The sequence below is a fragment of the Mycobacterium yunnanensis genome (genome assembly GCF_025823185.1).
Lineage (GTDB): Bacteria > Actinomycetota > Actinomycetes > Mycobacteriales > Mycobacteriaceae > Mycobacterium > Mycobacterium yunnanensis.
This window is the reverse complement of the sequence record NZ_JACKVK010000003.1, coordinates 125,024-141,451: the sequence shown is the minus strand read 5'-3', so window position 1 is coordinate 141,451 and position 16,428 is coordinate 125,024. Positions and strand designations below refer to the sequence as shown.

The window sequence follows — 16,428 nt, the reverse complement described above, 5'->3', positions numbered from 1 at the left end:
GACGTAGCAGAAGTCCACACTCGGCGGTCAGGAGAGCCGGGAAATGGCCTACGACACGAGGCGGCTCGCCGCCGCGTCGATCCGCTCGTCGGTGGCCGTCAACGCCATCCGGACGTGCCGGGCACCGCGGAGACCGTAGAACTCACCGGGAGCGACCAGGATGCCGAGTTCGGCGAGCGCGGCGACGGTGTCGCGGCACGGCTCGCCGCGGGTGGCCCACAGGTACAGGCCCGCCTCGGAGTGCTCGACGGTGAAGCCGGCGCCGCGAACCGCGGCCAGCAACACCTCGCGGCGGCGACGGTAGCGCTCGCGCTGCACGGCTTCGTGTTCGTCGTCGTCGAGGGCGGCGACCATGGCGGCCTGGATGGGCGTCGGCACCATCATCCCGGCGTGCTTGCGCACGGCGAGCAGTTCGGCGACCACCGCCGGGTCCCCCGCGACGAAGCCCGCCCGGTAGCCGGCCAACGACGAGGTCTTCGACAACGAATGGATCGCCAGCAGTCCGGTGTGGTCGCCCCCGCACACCGAGGGGTGCAGCACCGACACCGGCGGTGCGTCGGGGTTCCAGCCGAGACCGAGGTAGCACTCGTCGGAGGCGACCAGGGCACCTCGGGCCCTGGCCCACTCGACGACCTTGCGAAGGTGGTCGACGCCGAGGACCGCGCCCGTCGGATTGCTCGGCGAGTTGACGAAGATCAGCTTGGGCGCCCGCGGTCCGAGCTGGGTCAGCGAATCGGCGGCCACCACCTCGGCACCGGCGAGCCGAGCCCCGACGTCGTAGGTCGGGTAGGCGAGTTCGGGCACCACGACGACGTCGTCGCGGGTGAGGTGCAGCAGCGTCGGCAACCAGGCGATGAGCTCCTTGGTGCCGATGACGGGCAGTACGGCGTCGTCGGCCACGCCCGTGATGCCGTAGCGGCGGTGCAGTGCCGCGACCGCCGAGGCCCGCAACGCGGCCGTTCCGGCCGTCGTCGGGTACCCGGGCGCCGAACTGGCGGCCGCGAGCGCGTCGCGGATGACCGGGGCCACGTCGTCGACAGGCGTGCCGACCGACAGGTCGACGATGCCGTCGGGGTGGGCCCGGGCAGTCGCGGTGACGTCAGCCAGGGTGTCCCAGGGGAAGACCGGGAGCGACGCCGAGAGGCTCGCGCTCAGCTTTCCTCACCCTGGGGGGGCATGTCCTTGATCGCCTGCGGGTCGTTGTCGGTCTGGCCGACCTTCGACGCGCCGCCGGGCGAGCCCAGCTCGGCGAAGAAGTCCGCGTTGTACTGGGTGTAGCCGCTCCACTGATCCGGGACGTCGTCCTCGTAGTAGATGGCCTCGACCGGGCAGACCGGTTCGCAGGCGCCGCAGTCCACGCACTCGTCGGGGTGGATGTACAGCATGCGTGCGCCCTCGTAGATGCAGTCGACGGGGCACTCCTCGATACATGCCTTGTCTTTGATGTCGACGCAGGGTTCGGCAATGGTGTACGTCACTGATGTCTCTCCTGTCCAGTGGGCTGCTGGGTCGGTTGGGACCTTGGTCGGACCACCGAGAAGGCAAGTATGCGGTGCCCGTACCTGGACGCCTGTCTCAGTGTGTCCTAACTTCACCCGCCATCCCCAAAGGTGGCGCGCGGTTACTGATACTAGACGTTGCAGATACAGCTCGACCAGTGCAATTCTGCGTGTCGGCTGCGGGTCAGCGGATCGCCCTACCGACGGCGAGCGGACCGACGATGGGAGGCGCGCCGCGCCATACGGCGTCGTCGGCCGAGACGGTGAATCCGCCCGCGCGCAGCAGGTCGAGGGTCGCCCGGTTGCACCGACACCCGGCGGCGAAGTGCAGCCACGGGCGCGCCAGTCTGTCCTGCCACGCCGCCAGCCGCGGCGACCGCGCACGCACGTGTTCGATGAACAGCAGCTGGCCGCCGGGGCGCAGCACGCGCGCGATCTCGGCCAGCGTGCGTTCGGGGTCGTCGACGGTGCACAGCACGAGCGTCGAGACGACGGTGTCCACCGACCCGTCGGCCAGCGGCAGGGACTCGGCCGCCGAGTCGACGACACGCGCGACCCGCCCGTGGCGCGCGAGCTGCCGTGCCAGTCGTCGTCGCATGCCGGCGTCGGGCTCGCTGAGGACCAGGTCGGCGAGTCCGTCGGGATAGTGCGCGACGTTGAGACCGGTGCCCGCGCCGATCTCCGCGACGCGGCCGCGCGCACTGCGCAAGAGCATGCGCCGCCGACGACTCATGCCCGCGATCTCACCGAGCCAGAGCAACGGGTCGTACACGAGGGCGAACACCGGCCGCCACAGGACGTCCGCGCGGCTCACCCGGTATTCGGTCGTGTCGGTCATGGTCCAACGCTAGGAGCGCGTGCGGCTCCCCCGCATCACCCGAATGCGCCATCTTCGGCGCCTGGCGCGTCATCATCGCCGAGCAGACCACGACGGGCGGCCTCGGCGACCGCCGCCGTGCGCGAACCGCCACCAAGCTTGGTGCGAATGTTCGCGACGTGCCGGTGGACGGTGTGCGGGCTCAGGACGAGGCGCTCGGCGATCTCGCGATCGTTCAGACCCCGCGCCACGCAGTCGAGCACCTCCCGCTCCCGGTCGGTCAGCCGAGCCCACTTCGGTGGAGTGTCCGCGCGGGGCGTCGCGTGCGCCGCCCCGAGACTCCGGCAGCAGGCGCTCACCACCGACTCGACGTCGCCGTGCCAGGGAAAGTGCGCGCTGCCCGGCAGCGGGGTGAACGTCGCACCGCCGATCGCGGCGGCGACGTCACACCCCAGGCGGTAGGGCACGGCGCGGTCGTCGCGGCGGTGGAGGACCGCCGTCGAAACGCGCACCGCGCGCAGCCGCGCGCGAACGTCGAGGGTGTAGACCATCTTCAGCACTGCCGCAGCGGTGTCGGCCGTCGCAGCCTCTCGCTGAATGCGTGCGAAGCCCTCGCGCTGGGCTGCGTCGGCCCGGCCGAGGAACATGTCGCCGAGCAAGCGCGAGCCCAGCCCCCAGTGCGCGCGGACCGCGCCGAGAATCGCGTCGGCGACGCCGGGAGGGGTCAGTTCTGCGCCGTCTGCATACGACCCGTAGAGCAGGAGACGGTCGACGCGCTCGGGATGTGCTGCGGCATAGGCGATTGCGGTGCAGCTCCCGCTGGATCCGCCGATCAGCGTCACGCGCTCGAGCTGCAGTTCGTCGAGCAGCGCGCTCAGTGTCGCGACCTCGGCGTCGAGGGTCAGATCCGACTCGTACACCGTGCGGTCGGACATTCCGACACCGAGCCGGTCGTAGCGGACCAGCGTGTACCCGTCGGCGAGTCCCTGCCAGAACGTCCTGAATCCGGCTGTCTGCCAATCGAGTTCGAGGTGACTCACCCACCACGCCGGTGCGACCAGAACCGGCCCGTCGCCGCGGACCTCGTAGGCCAGGCGGCGGGAGCCGAGGGGGAGGAACCGCATCTCGGGCTTCGCCATCATCGCCCGTCAGCCTACGACCGCAGCCACGTGGTGAGCACCGAATGTGACGCCACTGCGACCCGTCTTGGCCCAGGTCGCAGTGGCGTCACGTTCGCGAATCAGGCCTGCTTGAGCGCCTCGATCTCGAGGGTGATGGTCACCTTGTCGCCGATGACCGTGCCGCCGGTCTCCAGCGGCATGTCGACGTCGACGCCGAAGTCCTTGCGGTTCAGCACGGCCGTCGCGGTGAAGCCGGCCACCTCGCCGTGGCCCATGCCCGGGTTGACGCCGTTGAATTCGAGCTTGAGGTCGACCGGCTTGGTGACGCCCTTGAGGGTGAAGTCGCCACCGAGGACGTAGTCGTCACCGTCGGCGCGCACGCCGGTCGAGACGAACGTGGCGGTGGGGTGGTTCTCGACGTCGAAGAACTCAGCGGCCTTGACATGTGCGTCGCGCTGTTCGTTGCCCGTGTTCACCGAGTCGACGGCGATCTCCGCGGACACCGAGGGCGTGCCGTCCTCGGCCACGGTGATGGCACCGCTGAACGTCTCGAACGTGCCGCGCACCTTGCTGACCATCAGGTGCCGCACGGAGAACCCGATCGACGAGTGAGCGGGGTCGATGGCCCACGTGCCGGCGCTCAGTGCGTTCGCTACCGATGCAGTCATGTCTGATCTCCTTGACTTGGGGCCGGCCCTCCCGGCCACTCTCCAAGCATAAACGGACTACGGTCCGATTTCATTCCCCGGTGTCGGCGAACAGGGCCGACACCGCGTCGACCGGCAGCCGCGGCGTCCGGTGTCCGTCACGGCCCACCATGTCCTCGTTGACCACCAGCGCGTTGAGCACCGCCTCCTCCACCGACTGCACGACGGCCTCGTAGAACGGATCCATCCGGCCCCACGGCAGGAACCGCAGCGTGCCGAACTCGTCGTCGGCGGGCGGCCCGAGCGGGAAGGCGCTTGCCAGACCGTCGGCGTCGGCGGTCGAGAAGGCCAGGAAGATGTCACCGGAGAAGTGGCTGCCCGTCGTGCCGGTCCTCGCCAGCCCCAGCGGCACCCGGCGGGCCAGCGCCTTGCACTGACCGGGCAGCAACGGAGCGTCGGTGGCGACCACGACGATGACCGAGCCCGCCCCCGGCGGCGGCCGCACGCCGAGATCGGCGGCGAACCAGTCGGAGTCCATCGGGTTCTCGACGTCCAGCAGCGTTCCGACCTGGTGGCCCGCGACGGTCAGCTCGTGTCGGGCGCCGAAGTTCGCCTGCACGAAGGCCGCCACGACGAACTCGCGCGCTCCGTAGGAGACCAACCGTGACGCGGTTCCGTTGCCGCCCTTGAACTCGTAGCAGTTCATCCCCGTGCCACCGCCGACCGAACCCTCCGGCACCGGGCCCGACGCCGCCGAATTCAGCGCCTGCTCGACGTGTTTGGGCCGCACGTGCGCGCCGTTGATGTCGTTGAGGTAGCCGTCCCAGGTCTCTCCGCAGACCGGCAGCAGCCACTGCCGCGCCAGCTGCGGCCGCACGTCGTTGACCCAGCTGACCACCCCGGTGTGGCAGGCACCCACGGCGTGGGTGTTCGACAGCACGACCGGCAGGTTGAACGCGCCCGACTCCTCGATCCAGGTGGTGCCGGTCAGCTCGCCGTTGCCGTTGAGCGAGTGCCAGCCGGCCGCGCACGGTCGCCCGACGCCGTCGCGCCCCCGGGGCAGGATCGCGGTGACGCCCGTGCGCACCGGGCCCGAACCGACCCGAAGCGGACCGTCACCCTCGACGAGCGTGACCTGACCGACCTCGACGCCGGGAACGTCGGTGATGGCGTTGAACCGCCCGGGCCGACCGGTCAACGGGATCTGCAGACCGCGGGCTCGAGGCCGGCCGTCGGTGGTGTGGGTCTGAGGTGAGGTCACACCGTAGGAGTAGCACGCCCGCGGCCTGGGCGCGCCGATCAGCCCCGCTCGCCCCACACCGCTTGCGCGCCCGCGTCACCGATCCGGACGACCGTGACGACCGACGACACCCCGACTGCCAACGCGACCACGGCGACCAGGATGGTTGCGACCTTCTTGGGCGGCTTCGACCGGGTCTCCAGGACGTGCAGCACCGCGAGCGCGATCGCGACCACCAGTAGCGCGACCGAGAAGTAGATCATCCAATCGCCACGCTCGGCGTGCTCGATCAGGATCGGGCGGGGCGAGCCACCCTGCTTGATCAGCCACTCGCCGGCCTCGGTGGTGATGGGCGTCAACACCAAGTTGACGGCGGCCAGGGCCACCACCAGCCACACCAGGCGGCGACGGGCGGCCGGCCAGAAACCACAGAGGATTTCGAGCAGGGCGACGAGCGGTACGAACACCACGATGGCGTGGACGAGCAGGGCGTGGGCAGGGATGCCGGCGATGGTGGTCAAGGTTGCTCCTCGGTCTGGGGCCGTCCTCAGGTATACGTGGCAAACCTGGAACGGGTTCACCGGTTCGCCATTTCGCCCCGGACCGAACTCAGGCGGCGAGGGCCTCGTACGTCGTGGTGCGTTGGCGCGCGGGACGTCCGATGCCCTCGGCGATGCCGACCAGTTCGGCGACGGACTTGGCCGAGCCGTTCTCCGAGCCCGCCATCCGGGAGATGGTCTCCTCCATCAACGTCCCACCCAGATCGTTTGCGCCACCGCGAAGCATCACCTGGGTGCGCTCGACGCCCAACTTCACCCAGCTGGTCTGGATGTGATCGATCCTGCCGTGCAACATGATTCGGGCCAGTGCATGCACGGCCCGGTTGTCCCGGTGGGTCGGCCCGGGGCGCGCGCCACCGGCCAGGTACAGCGGGCTGGACTGATGAACGAACGGCAACGGCACGAACTCGGTGAAACCGCCGGTGCGGTCCTGGATCTCACGCAACACGTTGAGATGCCCCACCCAGTGCCGAGGGGTGTCGACGTGGCCGTACATCATCGTCGACGACGACCGCAGACCCACCTCGTGGGCGGTGCTGACGATGTCGATCCACGCCGAGGTCGGCAGCTTGCCCTTGGTCAGCACCCACCGCACCTCGTCGTCGAGGATCTCCGCCGCGGTACCCGGGATCGACCCCAGCCCCGCCTCGCGCAGAGCGGTCAGCCACTCCCGAACGCTGGTGCCACTCTTGGTCACGCCGTTGGAGATCTCCATCGGACTGAACGCGTGCACGTGCATCGAGGGCACCCGCGCCTTGACCGCGCGCACCAGATCGGCGTACCCGGTCACCGGCAACTCCGGATCGATGCCACCCTGCATGCACACCTCGGTCGCACCGGCGACGTGTGCCTCCCAGGCCCGGTCGGCCACCTCGGAGTTCGACAGCGAGAACGCATCCGCGTCACCCTTGCGCTGAGCGAACGCGCAGAACCGGCACCCGGTGTAGCAGATGTTGGTGAAGTTGATGTTGCGGTTCACCACGTAGGTGACGTCGTCGCCCACCACGTCTCGACGCAACGAATCCGCAAGGGCGGCAACGGCGTCGAGCGCCGGGCCGTCGGCGGTCGCCAACGCCAGGTACTCGTCGTCGCTCAGCCCGGCCGGGTTGGCCTCCGCCGAACGCAACGCCGCCAACACGTCGGTGTCGACGCGTTCGGGGGCCCGCGCGGCCAGTTCGGCCACCTTGTCCCTGATCGACTCCCAGTCGCCGAACGCACTTCCCAGGTCGCTGCGCGTCTCGGTCAGCCTGCCCTCGGAGTCGATGGCCGTGTGCAAATCGGTGCGGCCCAGCGACTCGGTGGCCTCGTCGGGCTCCTGCCACGGCCGTCCCACCGGGTTGACGTCACGGGCGAACCCGGTGTCCGGATCGGCCAGCGCGTCGACGTGGCCCCGCACGCGTGGGTCGATCCAGGCCGCTCCGGCCTGCACGTATTGGGGTTGGGCGGTCAGGCGCTGGACGAGGTCGTAGCCGGCCTCGGCGGTCACGGCGGCGAGCTCGTCGAGCGCAGGCCACGGGCGTTCGGGGTTGACGTGATCCGGGGTCAGCGGCGACACCCCACCCCAGTCGTCGACGCCCGCGCCGATCAGCGCGAGGCACTCCTCGCGCGAAACCAGATTGGGCGGTGCCTGAATCCGCATCTTCGGGCCCAACACCAACCGGGTCACCGCGACGGTGGCCAAGAAGTCGTCGATGCCTGCGTCGGGGGTCTGGGCCATCGCCGTGTGGTCCTTGGCCCGGAAGTTCTGCACGATCACTTCCTGCACGTGACCGAACTCCTTGTGCGAACGGCGAATCGCATGCATCGTCTCGGCACGCTCGCGGAGGTTCTCCCCGATGCCCACCAGCAGCCCAGTCGTGAACGGCACCGACAGACGTCCCGCGTCGTCCAGCGTGCGCAACCGCACCGCAGGATCCTTGTCGGGACTGCCGTAGTGCGCGAGACCCTTCGTCTCGTACAACCGCCGCGAGGTGGTCTCCAGCATCATGCCCATCGAGGGCGCCACCGGCTTCAGCGAGGACAGCTCCGACCAACTCATCACCCCGGGGTTGAGGTGCGGCAACAGACCCGTCTCCTCCAACACCCGGATCGCCATCGCGCGCACGTACTCCAACGTGGAGTCGTACCCGCGCTCGTCGAGCCACTGCTTGGCCTCCGGCCACCGCGCCTCCGGGCGGTCACCCAGGGTGAACAAGGCCTCCTTGCAGCCGAGTTCGGCCCCGCGACGCGCCACGTCGAGGATTTCGTCGGGCTCCATGAACATGCCCTTGCCCTGCGCGCGCAGCCGGCCGGGCACGGTGACGAACGTGCAGTAATGGCACGTGTCGCGGCACAGGTGGGTCACCGGGATGAACACCTTGCGCGAATAGCTGACGGGCAACTTGCCCGTCGCACCACGACGACCGGCGGCTTCCAGACCCGCGTCACGCACCCTGGCCGCACTGGCCATCAGATCCGCCAGATCCTCACCGCGCGCCGTCATCGCGACGGCGGCTTCGTCGACGTTCAGCGCCACCCCGTCGCGCGCGCGGCGCAACACGCGCCGCAGTGCAGCAGGCGACGGCGGCGCACTCGACTCCGCCGGAGCGGCCGGCACGACGGGAAGGGGCAGATCGGCACCACGCTGGGGGTTCAGAGCCACTCCCCTGTAACCCCGGAGTCGCCCGGAATCATCCGCGCATCCCACGTTCTGAAACCGCTGCCCGACATACCGGCCACAGTAGCGCCAGAACGACCTCGGGCTGCGGCTGCCATCTCGCTCCGCTCGGACGCGCAGCGGCGTACCTTGACCGAGCAACGGCAGCACTGACGGAGCTCGGGGGATGGCGACATGGCTGGGTGGGTTCGTTCGTGTCTTGGCCTCGGCGTTGCCGCAGTGACCGCCGCGGCGGTCGTGGGAATTGCGCCCACTGCCGTCCCTCGGCAACCGGACGTGCACCCCGTACAGTCGCAGGCCGCACCGCGGGTCGACCTGGCTGCGTCGGAGCGAGCGCTGGTCGCGACGCCGCCGGACCCCGGGCACTTCGCGGCGGCCACGACCGCGATGGCGCGACTAGATCCGGAACGCACCTCCGCGGTGGTTCAGGCTGCCCCGGCTCCCCAAAACGCGGCATCCGACGCCATCGTCTCCGGGTATCAATTCCTGCGGTACTGGGTGACGTACGGGGTCCAACTCGCCGACTACGTTCTCGGCTTCGTCCCGTTCGGATACGCCATCGCCGATCAGGTCGACATCTTCTACTACAACCTGATCCTGCCGATCTCCGACAGCGTGGTCTATAACCTGATCGTCCCGGTGGTCAACGATCCCCTGAACCTGGCGGCCTACGTCAACGGCGCGATCGCCGTGGCACAGACGTCGATCAACGCCGCGATCAACACCGGCGTCGCGGAATTCAACTACTTCTTCGGCTGGTTGATCCCGCCGCTGCCACCTCGCCCGCTCGCGGCGGCGACGGAAGTGACGCCCGTGGAGGAAGGGCCGGTGAGCGCCGAGGTTCAGGACGTCGCGGCACGCCACGACGCGTCGGCGACCGACGCCGAACCGTCACCGACGCCCGAGCCCACCAAGACGGTAGACCCCACGAAGTCCCCCGAGCCGACCCAGACCGTCGACCCCACGAAGACCCCCGAGCCGACCCAGACCGTCGACCCCACGAAGACCCCCGAGCCGACCCAGACCGTCGAACCCGCCAAGACCGTCGAACCCACGCAGACCCCTGAGCCGACGACGATCGAAACGTCCTCGATCCAGACCACGTCCGCATCGGCTCCCAAGCCACCGACCACGACGGCGGCCGGCGCCGTCGCGGCCCAGGGTGAGGTGCGCGGCCCGACGACGACCACCGGGACGACCACCATGACCACCAGGACCACCACGACGACGACCGGAACCGCGACCACCGGAACGGGTACGACCTCCGACCCGAAGATCTCCACCGCGACCGACACACCCGCCTCGAACCCGCACACGTCCGGGGACGACGCCACCGGTCCCTCCGCGGACGGTGAGAACTAGGTGGGAACTCTCGACGTCAGCCGCCACAGGTAGTAAGCGGGCGGACCGCCGCCGAGTACCACGAAGATCACCGGCGACAGCTGCATGATCCCCGCGCCGCTGAGCACGATGTCGTCACCCGGGCCTCCGAAGGTCAGACCCAGCGTGGTCACCACCCACGCCCACAGGGGCAGGGCACCGAGCCGGGGTGAGGACGTCCACTGCAATGCCGCCCACACCAATGCGACGTTGACGAGACCGCTGATCATCCCGCTGACGGGAAGCGGCACGGACCCAAGATAGATCGGAAGGAAGAAGGCGCCGGCGATCGCCGACAAGACCCCGTCCAGCGCAAGCACGGCCAGCACGGCGAACCGCGGCCAGCCCGGGAAGTGAGCGGTCAGGTGGGAACGCTGTCGAGCAGGCCGACCAGCGAGCCGACGACCCACTGAAAGCTGTCCAGGCGGTCCTGCCAGTGCTGCAGGTTCGGATCCAAATCGGGGTCCATCGCCATCCCTTTCTCTGGGCCGCTGACTGTGACGCAGCGTACCCCGTCGAGGCATTTGCTATCCCAGGTTCACGCCGGCGAGTAGGTCGATTTCCCACCCTCGGTCGTCCCGGGGTCCGGCCGTCCCACCGACCAACACGTAATGCTCGTTGGCCGAGATCGGCAGCGCGACGAGGTTGGACAGCGCACAAGCCCGGCCACCCGGGTCGACGGTCACCTGGGTGGCGTGGGCGCGCAAGGCGGCCACCTTCGACCCGTGACTCTCTGGTGCCTCGACCACCGCGTCCACGTCGGCGTCGTCGACCGCGAAACCCAGGTCGTCGACCGACACCCTGATCCAGTCCGGCGGCAGGTCCGCGCCGGCGAGGTCCCGCATGGCGGCCTCGGCCTCGCCACGCGCCGTGACGGTCCAGTAGAACTTGGGCACCTGCCACGGCCGACCGGGGTGTTCGGTGCCGGCCGCGGCCGCCACCGCAGCCGTCGTCACCTCGTGGGCCCGGATGTGGTCGGGGTGTCCGTAGCCGCCGTTGGGGTCGTAGGTGACGACGACGTGGGGCCGCAGGTCACGGATCACCGCGACGAGCTCGGCGACCGGTTCGGCCGGATCGGCGTCGACGAACCTTCGCCGTCCCCTGGCCTCGGTGCCGGCCATTCCGGAATCGCGCCACCGGCCCGCGCCGCCGAGGAAGCGCGGGCCGTCGACCCCCAATTCCCTTAGCGCCGCGGTGAGTTCGCCGATACGGTAGCCGCCCAGCTGGTCGGCGGCGTCCGCGGCGAGCTGCGCGTAGGTGTCACCGATGACCTCACCCTCCTCGCCGAGGGTGCACGTCACCACCTGAACCTCGGCGCCACGGGCGACGTAGTGCGCGATGGTGGCGCCGGTGGTCAACGTCTCGTCGTCGGGGTGCGCATGGACGAACAACAACCGTGGATTCTCCATCCCCACAAGATAGGTTCACCGCGTGACGCGGCGCACCGTTGAGTACGGCTGCGCCGTCGTGGTGATCGGCCTGTGCGCCGGCCTCGCCGGGGCCGCGACCACCGTCGTCCTGCACTGGGTCGAACATCTCGTCTACCACTACTCCTTTGGCACGCTGCTGACCGGCGTGGGTGCCAGCAGCCCGGTGCGGCGGGCCGTCGGCCCGATGGTCGGCGGCGCCCTGGCGGGCCTCGGGTGGTGGCTGCTGCGTCGTGGCGGTGACGTTCCCGGGCTGACGGCGACGATCGCCGCGCACCGCCACATTCCCAGGTGGCGTACGTCGTTCGACGCCGGGCTGCAGGTGCTGCTCGTCGGCGCAGGGGCGTCCCTGGGTCGGGAGGGAGCGCCCCGCCAACTGGCCGCGGCGCTGGGTGACCTCGGCATCTCGCGGTGGTCCCTGACCCCGCGGGACCGCGAAATCCTGCTGGCATGCGCGGCGGGCGCCGGTCTCGGCGCGGTGTACAGCGTGCCCCTGGGCGGGGCGCTGTTCGCCGTGCGGATCGTGCTCGGCACCTGGCATCCCCGCGCGGTGGGGACGGCGCTCATCACCTCGAGCCTGGCGGTTGCGGTGTCCTCGCCCGTCACCCACTTCGAGCACGCACTGGTGTGGCCGGACGCCCGACTGTCGTACCTGTTCGTCCTCCTCGCGTGTGCCGTCGCCCCGGTGGCCGTCGTCGTGGGCCTGGCGTTCGAGGCACTGACGACGCGCGCCCGGCCGCGGCCTCAGCTGCGGTCCTGGGTGCTGGTTCCGGCGGTCGCCCTGGCGGGTCTCGCGACGGGCGTCTGTTCCATCTGGTGGCCGGAATTGCCCGGCAACGGCCGCAGCATCCTGACCGTCAGCGTCGACGCCGGCCTGACCCTCGGCGGGGCCGCGGTGCTGGTGATCCTCAAACCCCTTCTGACGGCGCTGTTCCTGCGGGCAGGCGCGGTCGGCGGCCTGATCACCCCGGCGCTGGCGACCGGTGCGGCGGCAGGCACCGTGGTCGCGTTGACGCTGAACCAGTTGGCGGGCACGCACTTCGAGGTCGCCGCGGTCTCGCTGGCCTGCGCCGCCGGCGTGCTGGCCGTCACCCAACGCGCGCCCCTGTTCGCGGCGCTCTTCGTCTGGGAACTCGCGCGGCCGCCGCTGTGGCTGTTCGTCGTCTTCGCCGCCGCGGCCTTCACGGCGCACGGGTTGACGGTCGCGCGTCGACGGCGGGCTAGGGCCCCTTGACCCAGTCGCCGGCGTCCCCGACTATGCCGACGGGTACGGCACCGGACAGACTCACGTTCTGCACGTTGGGGGCCGCGGCCACGATCGTGGTGTCCTGCAGGATTGGCAGCACGGTCGCCATGTTCCACAGTCTGGGCTCGACGGCGGTGAGCACGTCGCCGATCGGCTGGGTGCCGTCGAGGGCTGCGTCGATGTTGGGCTGGATGCTGCGGTCGCAGATGCCCGTCAGGTTGCTGGGAGCCTGGACCAGCTGATCGGGATCCGACGGGTCCGGCGGCTGCGTCGCCGTTGGCGTCGTGGTGGGCGACCGCGGCGGCACCGAGGACGGCGTCGTCGGATCCGTCGACGAGCTCGGCGTCGGGGTTCCGCCGGGCGGGGCGGTCGGAACGGCGGTGGCCTCCAGTGCCGGGCAGCCGAAACGCGAGGCCAGCGCCGTGGCGAGGTCTCCGCCCGCCTGATGCCAGCCGACGATCGCGTCGACGCGGTTCTGGGACAGCGCATCCCCGTAGAGGGTCGGCGGGTCCAGGGCCAGCACCGAGGCGGCGATGCCGACGCTGCGCAACTGATCCGCGGCGGTGTTGGCCACGGCGACCGACGTCGGGTCGTTGGCCGCGACGCCGATCACGAAGCGCAGTTGCGCGCCGTCCCTGCTGATGCGGCCCCGGGTCGGTGGCGGCGAACCGGGGGTCGGCGTCGGCATCGGGCTCGTCGAGGACACCTCCTGTTCGACGGTGTACCCGCTGGCCTTCAGGAGGTCCAGCGCAGCCTCTCGAGGAAGGGCGGGCGGCGCGGTCGGGACGTAGCCGGGATCCGACGGCGAGCGCACCTGGGCTTGGGCCAGGGTGACGGTGTTGTCGCTGCCCGCGCCGACCGCGGCCAGCAGGTCCACGTCGAGCAGACCCAGGATGGCCTTGCGCACCTGGGTGTCCTGCAGTTCCGGTTGCTGCGCCCGCAGCGTGACCTGCATGACGCGCGGGGTGACGATCCGTGCGGTCCGCACGTCGGGGATGGCGCCGAGCTGGATGAACGCCGCCTGCCCGCCGTGCACCTGCGCAACCTGGGTGTCGCCGTTGCGGATCGAGTCGGCGAGAACGGCAGGCGCGCCCCCGCGGCGGAACAGGATCTGATCGGGTTTGGCCGGTCGGCCCCAGTAGCGGTCGTTGCGCGCGAGCAGGATCTCGTCGCGCTGAGGGTCGATGGAGTCCACGCGGAACTGGCCACCGGTCACCGGCAGCGCGCGGAGCAACCCGGCCGAGAACCCGCCGGGAACGTCCTTGACGATGTGCGCGGGCAGGATGTCGTTGAACAGCTCCCGCCACGCCGGGTAGGGCTGGGAGAAGGTCACCACCGCGGTCTTGCCGCCCGCCAGCGACTGCACCCCGGTGATGAGGTCGTAACCCGCCGGGTCGACGACGCCGGGCTCGCTGACCATCTGGCGCCACAGGTACCAGTAGTCGTCGGCGGCGATCGGCGCGTTGTCCGTCCACTGCGCCTCGGGGCGAATCTGGTAGGTGACGGTGAAGGGCTCCTCACTCGTCACGTCCGCCGAGATCAGCATCGTCGGGTCGAGTTCCCACCGCGAACCGGTCGGCGAGTTCGGATCGGGTATGGGCCGAAAGGAACTGGGCAGCACCAGGGACGCGATGGACGCGTTCACCGGTGACTGGTCCGAGAGCAGGTGCGGGTTGAACCCCGGCCCGATCGAGTCGATCGCCATGATGATCTGCGACGCCTTCAGCGGCGGCGGGGGTGTGCTCTCGGTGGTCTCGGTGCTCTGCGGCGCGGGCGGCGGGCTGACGGTACACGCCGCCACCAGCGCCAACGTCGTGGTCAACGCCCCGGCGACGGAGAGCAGTCGTCTTGACGTCGTCGGCACGCCGTTCAGGTTATCGGCACGCAAGCCGTGACCCGGGTACGCCGCGTCAGCCGCGAGCCTTGGCGCGCGACTTCGAGCGGGCACGCGCGCTGGCCGCCAACTCCACCTTGCGCACGCGCACGACCTCGGGTGTCACCTCGACGCATTCGTCCTCCGCGCAGAACTCCATGGCCTGCTCGAGACCCATCTCGAGCGGACGCGCCAGCGTCTCGAAGACGTCGGCCGTCGAGGACCGCATGTTGGTGAGCTTCTTCTCGCGGGTGGCGTTGATGTCGAGGTCCTCGGCGCGGGGGTTGATGCCCACCACGTGGCCCTCGTAGGTCTCGTCACCGGGCTCGACGAAGAACTGTCCCCGGTCGGACAGCTGGGTCATCGCGAACGGGGTGATCTTGCCGGAGCGGTCGGAGACCAGCGAGCCGGTGTGGCGTGCCCGGATCTCGCCGGCCCAGGGGCGGTACCCCTCGAACACGGCGTTGGCGATGCCGGTGCCGCGCGTCAGCGTCAGGAAGTCGGTGCGGAACCCGATCAGCCCACGGCTGGGCACGATGAAGTCCATCCGCACCCACCCGGCGGCGTGGTTGGCCATCTCCTCCATGCGGCCCTTGCGACCGGCCATCAGCTGCGTGACCGCGCCGACGAACTCCTCGGGGCAGTCGATGGTCATGGCCTCGAAGGGCTCGTGCACCTTGCCGTCGACGGTCCGGGTGACCACCTGCGGCTTGCCGACGGTGAGTTCGAAGCCCTCGCGGCGCATCTGCTCGACGAGGATGGCCAGCGCCAACTCACCTCGGCCCTGCACCTCCCAGGCGTCCGGGCGGTCGATGTCGACGACCTTGATCGACACGTTGCCGACCAGTTCGCTGTCCAGACGCGCCTTGACCATGCGTGCGGTCAGCTTGTGTCCGGACACCTTGCCGGCCAGCGGCGAGGTGTTGGTGCCGATGGTCACCGAGATGGCGGGCTCGTCGACGGTGATGCGGGGCAGCGCGTGCGCGTGCTCGGTGTCGGCGAGGGTGTCGCCGATCATGATCTCCGGCATGCCCGCGACGGCGACGATGTCACCGGCGACGGCCTCGTCGGTGCTGGTGCGCTCGACGCCCTCGGTGGCCAGCAGCTCGGTGATCTTCGCGTTGGTGATGACGGGATGCCCGTCGACCTCACGCATCCACGCGACCTGCTGCCCCTTGCGCAGCTTGCCCTTGTAGATGCGGACCAGGGCGAGGCGGCCGAGGAAGGCCGATGCGTCGAGGTTGGTCACCAGCGCCTGCAGCGGCGCCTCGGGATCGCCCTGCGGCGGCGGGATGTGCTCCATCAGGACGTCGAACAGCGGGTCGAGGTTCTCGCCGTCGGGGTTCTCGCCGTTGGCGGGTTCCTCCGTGCTGGCGATGCCTGCGCGACCCGAGGCGTACAGCGTCGGCAGGCCCAGTGCGAACTCGGCGGCCTTCTGGGCTTCCTCGTCGAGGTCGGAGGCGACGTCGAGGAGCAGGTCGTGGCTCTCGGAGACGACCTCGGCGATGCGGGCGTCGGGGCGGTCGGTCTTGTTGACGCAGACGATGACGGGAAGGTGCGCGGTCAGTGCCTTGCGCAGCACGAAGCGGGTCTGCGGCAGCGGGCCCTCCGACGCGTCGACCAGCAGCAGCACGCCGTCGACCATCGACAGGCCGCGCTCGACCTCGCCACCGAAGTCGGCGTGGCCGGGGGTGTCGATGACGTTGATGACCGTCATGGTGCCGTCGGGGTTGTGGCGATGCACGGCGGTGTTCTTCGCCAGAATGGTGATGCCCTTTTCCTTCTCCAGGTCACCGGAGTCCATCAACCGTTCGACGGCGTCGTCACCGCGGTGCGACAGGGCCCCGGACTGCCGAAGCATGGCGTCCACGAGCGTCGTCTTACCGTGGTCGACGTGAGCGACGATGGCGACATTTCGAAAATCCGGGCGAGAATCCACCTCCAGATTGTCGCAGCGTAGGT

14 protein-coding genes are annotated in these 16,428 nt (G+C 70.0%); 2 read left to right on the top strand and 12 right to left on the bottom strand.

All coding sequences use genetic code 11. The annotated features are described in order from the left end of the window. Nucleotides 1-48: 48 nt before the first annotated feature. The 8 genes from dapC to H7K45_RS04400 form a co-directional block, all read right to left on the bottom strand. On the bottom strand, nt 49-1,155 hold the full coding sequence (gene dapC / locus H7K45_RS04435) for a succinyldiaminopimelate transaminase (protein ID WP_263994735.1): 1,107 nt from the start codon (nt 1,153-1,155) through the stop codon (nt 49-51). Continuing rightward, nucleotides 1,152-1,478 carry a ferredoxin gene (fdxA, locus tag H7K45_RS04430; RefSeq protein ID WP_263994562.1) on the bottom strand — a complete coding sequence of 109 codons (327 nt, stop codon included), beginning with the start codon at nt 1,476-1,478 and terminating at the stop codon, nt 1,152-1,154. Before fdxA ends, dapC begins: the two co-directional genes overlap by 4 nt. Before the next feature lie 205 nt (nt 1,479-1,683). Beyond that, nucleotides 1,684-2,337, bottom strand: coding sequence for a class I SAM-dependent methyltransferase (locus H7K45_RS04425; RefSeq protein ID WP_263994561.1), 654 nt, complete (start codon nt 2,335-2,337; stop codon nt 1,684-1,686). A 35-nt stretch (nt 2,338-2,372) separates the two neighbouring features. Next, entirely contained in the window at nt 2,373-3,458 is a 1,086-nt protein-coding gene (locus tag H7K45_RS04420; RefSeq protein WP_263994560.1) for an alpha/beta fold hydrolase, read from the bottom strand. A 98-nt stretch (nt 3,459-3,556) separates the two neighbouring features. Continuing rightward, on the bottom strand, nt 3,557-4,105 hold the full coding sequence (locus H7K45_RS04415) for a YceI family protein (protein WP_263994559.1): 549 nt from the start codon (nt 4,103-4,105) through the stop codon (nt 3,557-3,559). Nucleotides 4,106-4,175: 70 nt separating this feature from the next. Then, nucleotides 4,176-5,345: a DmpA family aminopeptidase gene (locus tag H7K45_RS04410; RefSeq protein ID WP_263994558.1), complete on the bottom strand. Its 1,170-nt coding sequence runs from the start codon at nt 5,343-5,345 to the stop codon at nt 4,176-4,178. A 38-nt stretch (nt 5,346-5,383) separates the two neighbouring features. Further along, nucleotides 5,384-5,845, bottom strand: a complete 462-nt coding sequence (locus tag H7K45_RS04405; RefSeq protein ID WP_263994557.1) for a DUF2231 domain-containing protein — start codon at nt 5,843-5,845, stop codon at nt 5,384-5,386. A gap of 88 nt (nt 5,846-5,933) precedes the next feature. After that, nucleotides 5,934-8,525, bottom strand: a complete 2,592-nt coding sequence (locus tag H7K45_RS04400) for a bifunctional FO biosynthesis protein CofGH (RefSeq protein WP_372512501.1) — start codon at nt 8,523-8,525, stop codon at nt 5,934-5,936. 189 nt (nt 8,526-8,714) lie between these two features. On the opposite strand from H7K45_RS04400, the gene H7K45_RS04395 reads away from it, so the two are divergent. After that, on the top strand, nt 8,715-9,902 hold the full coding sequence (locus tag H7K45_RS04395) for a hypothetical protein (protein WP_263994556.1): 1,188 nt from the start codon (nt 8,715-8,717) through the stop codon (nt 9,900-9,902). On the opposite strand, the gene H7K45_RS04390 is transcribed toward H7K45_RS04395, so the two are convergent. Together H7K45_RS04390 and mshB are read right to left on the bottom strand one after the other, a co-directional pair. After that, nucleotides 9,899-10,330, bottom strand: coding sequence for a hypothetical protein (locus H7K45_RS04390; protein WP_372512500.1), 432 nt, complete (start codon nt 10,328-10,330; stop codon nt 9,899-9,901). The genes H7K45_RS04395 and H7K45_RS04390 overlap by 4 nt on opposite strands. 117 nt (nt 10,331-10,447) lie before the next feature. After that, a complete protein-coding gene (mshB, locus tag H7K45_RS04385) occupies nt 10,448-11,329 on the bottom strand; it encodes an N-acetyl-1-D-myo-inositol-2-amino-2-deoxy-alpha-D-glucopyranoside deacetylase (protein ID WP_263994554.1) in 882 nt (293 codons plus the stop codon). 22 nt (nt 11,330-11,351) lie between these two features. Here mshB and H7K45_RS04380 point away from each other — a divergent pair, with 22 nt between their 5' ends. Continuing rightward, nucleotides 11,352-12,581, top strand: a complete 1,230-nt coding sequence (locus tag H7K45_RS04380) for a chloride channel protein (protein WP_263994553.1) — start codon at nt 11,352-11,354, stop codon at nt 12,579-12,581. On the opposite strand, the gene H7K45_RS04375 is transcribed toward H7K45_RS04380, so the two are convergent. Together H7K45_RS04375 and typA are read right to left on the bottom strand one after the other, a co-directional pair. After that, nucleotides 12,568-14,466, bottom strand: a complete 1,899-nt coding sequence (locus tag H7K45_RS04375) for an ABC transporter family substrate-binding protein (protein WP_372512508.1) — start codon at nt 14,464-14,466, stop codon at nt 12,568-12,570. The genes H7K45_RS04380 and H7K45_RS04375 overlap by 14 nt on opposite strands. A gap of 37 nt (nt 14,467-14,503) precedes the next feature. Next, a complete protein-coding gene (gene typA, locus H7K45_RS04370; protein WP_263994552.1) occupies nt 14,504-16,405 on the bottom strand; it encodes a translational GTPase TypA in 1,902 nt (633 codons plus the stop codon). Between the last annotated feature and the right edge of the window lie 23 nt (nt 16,406-16,428).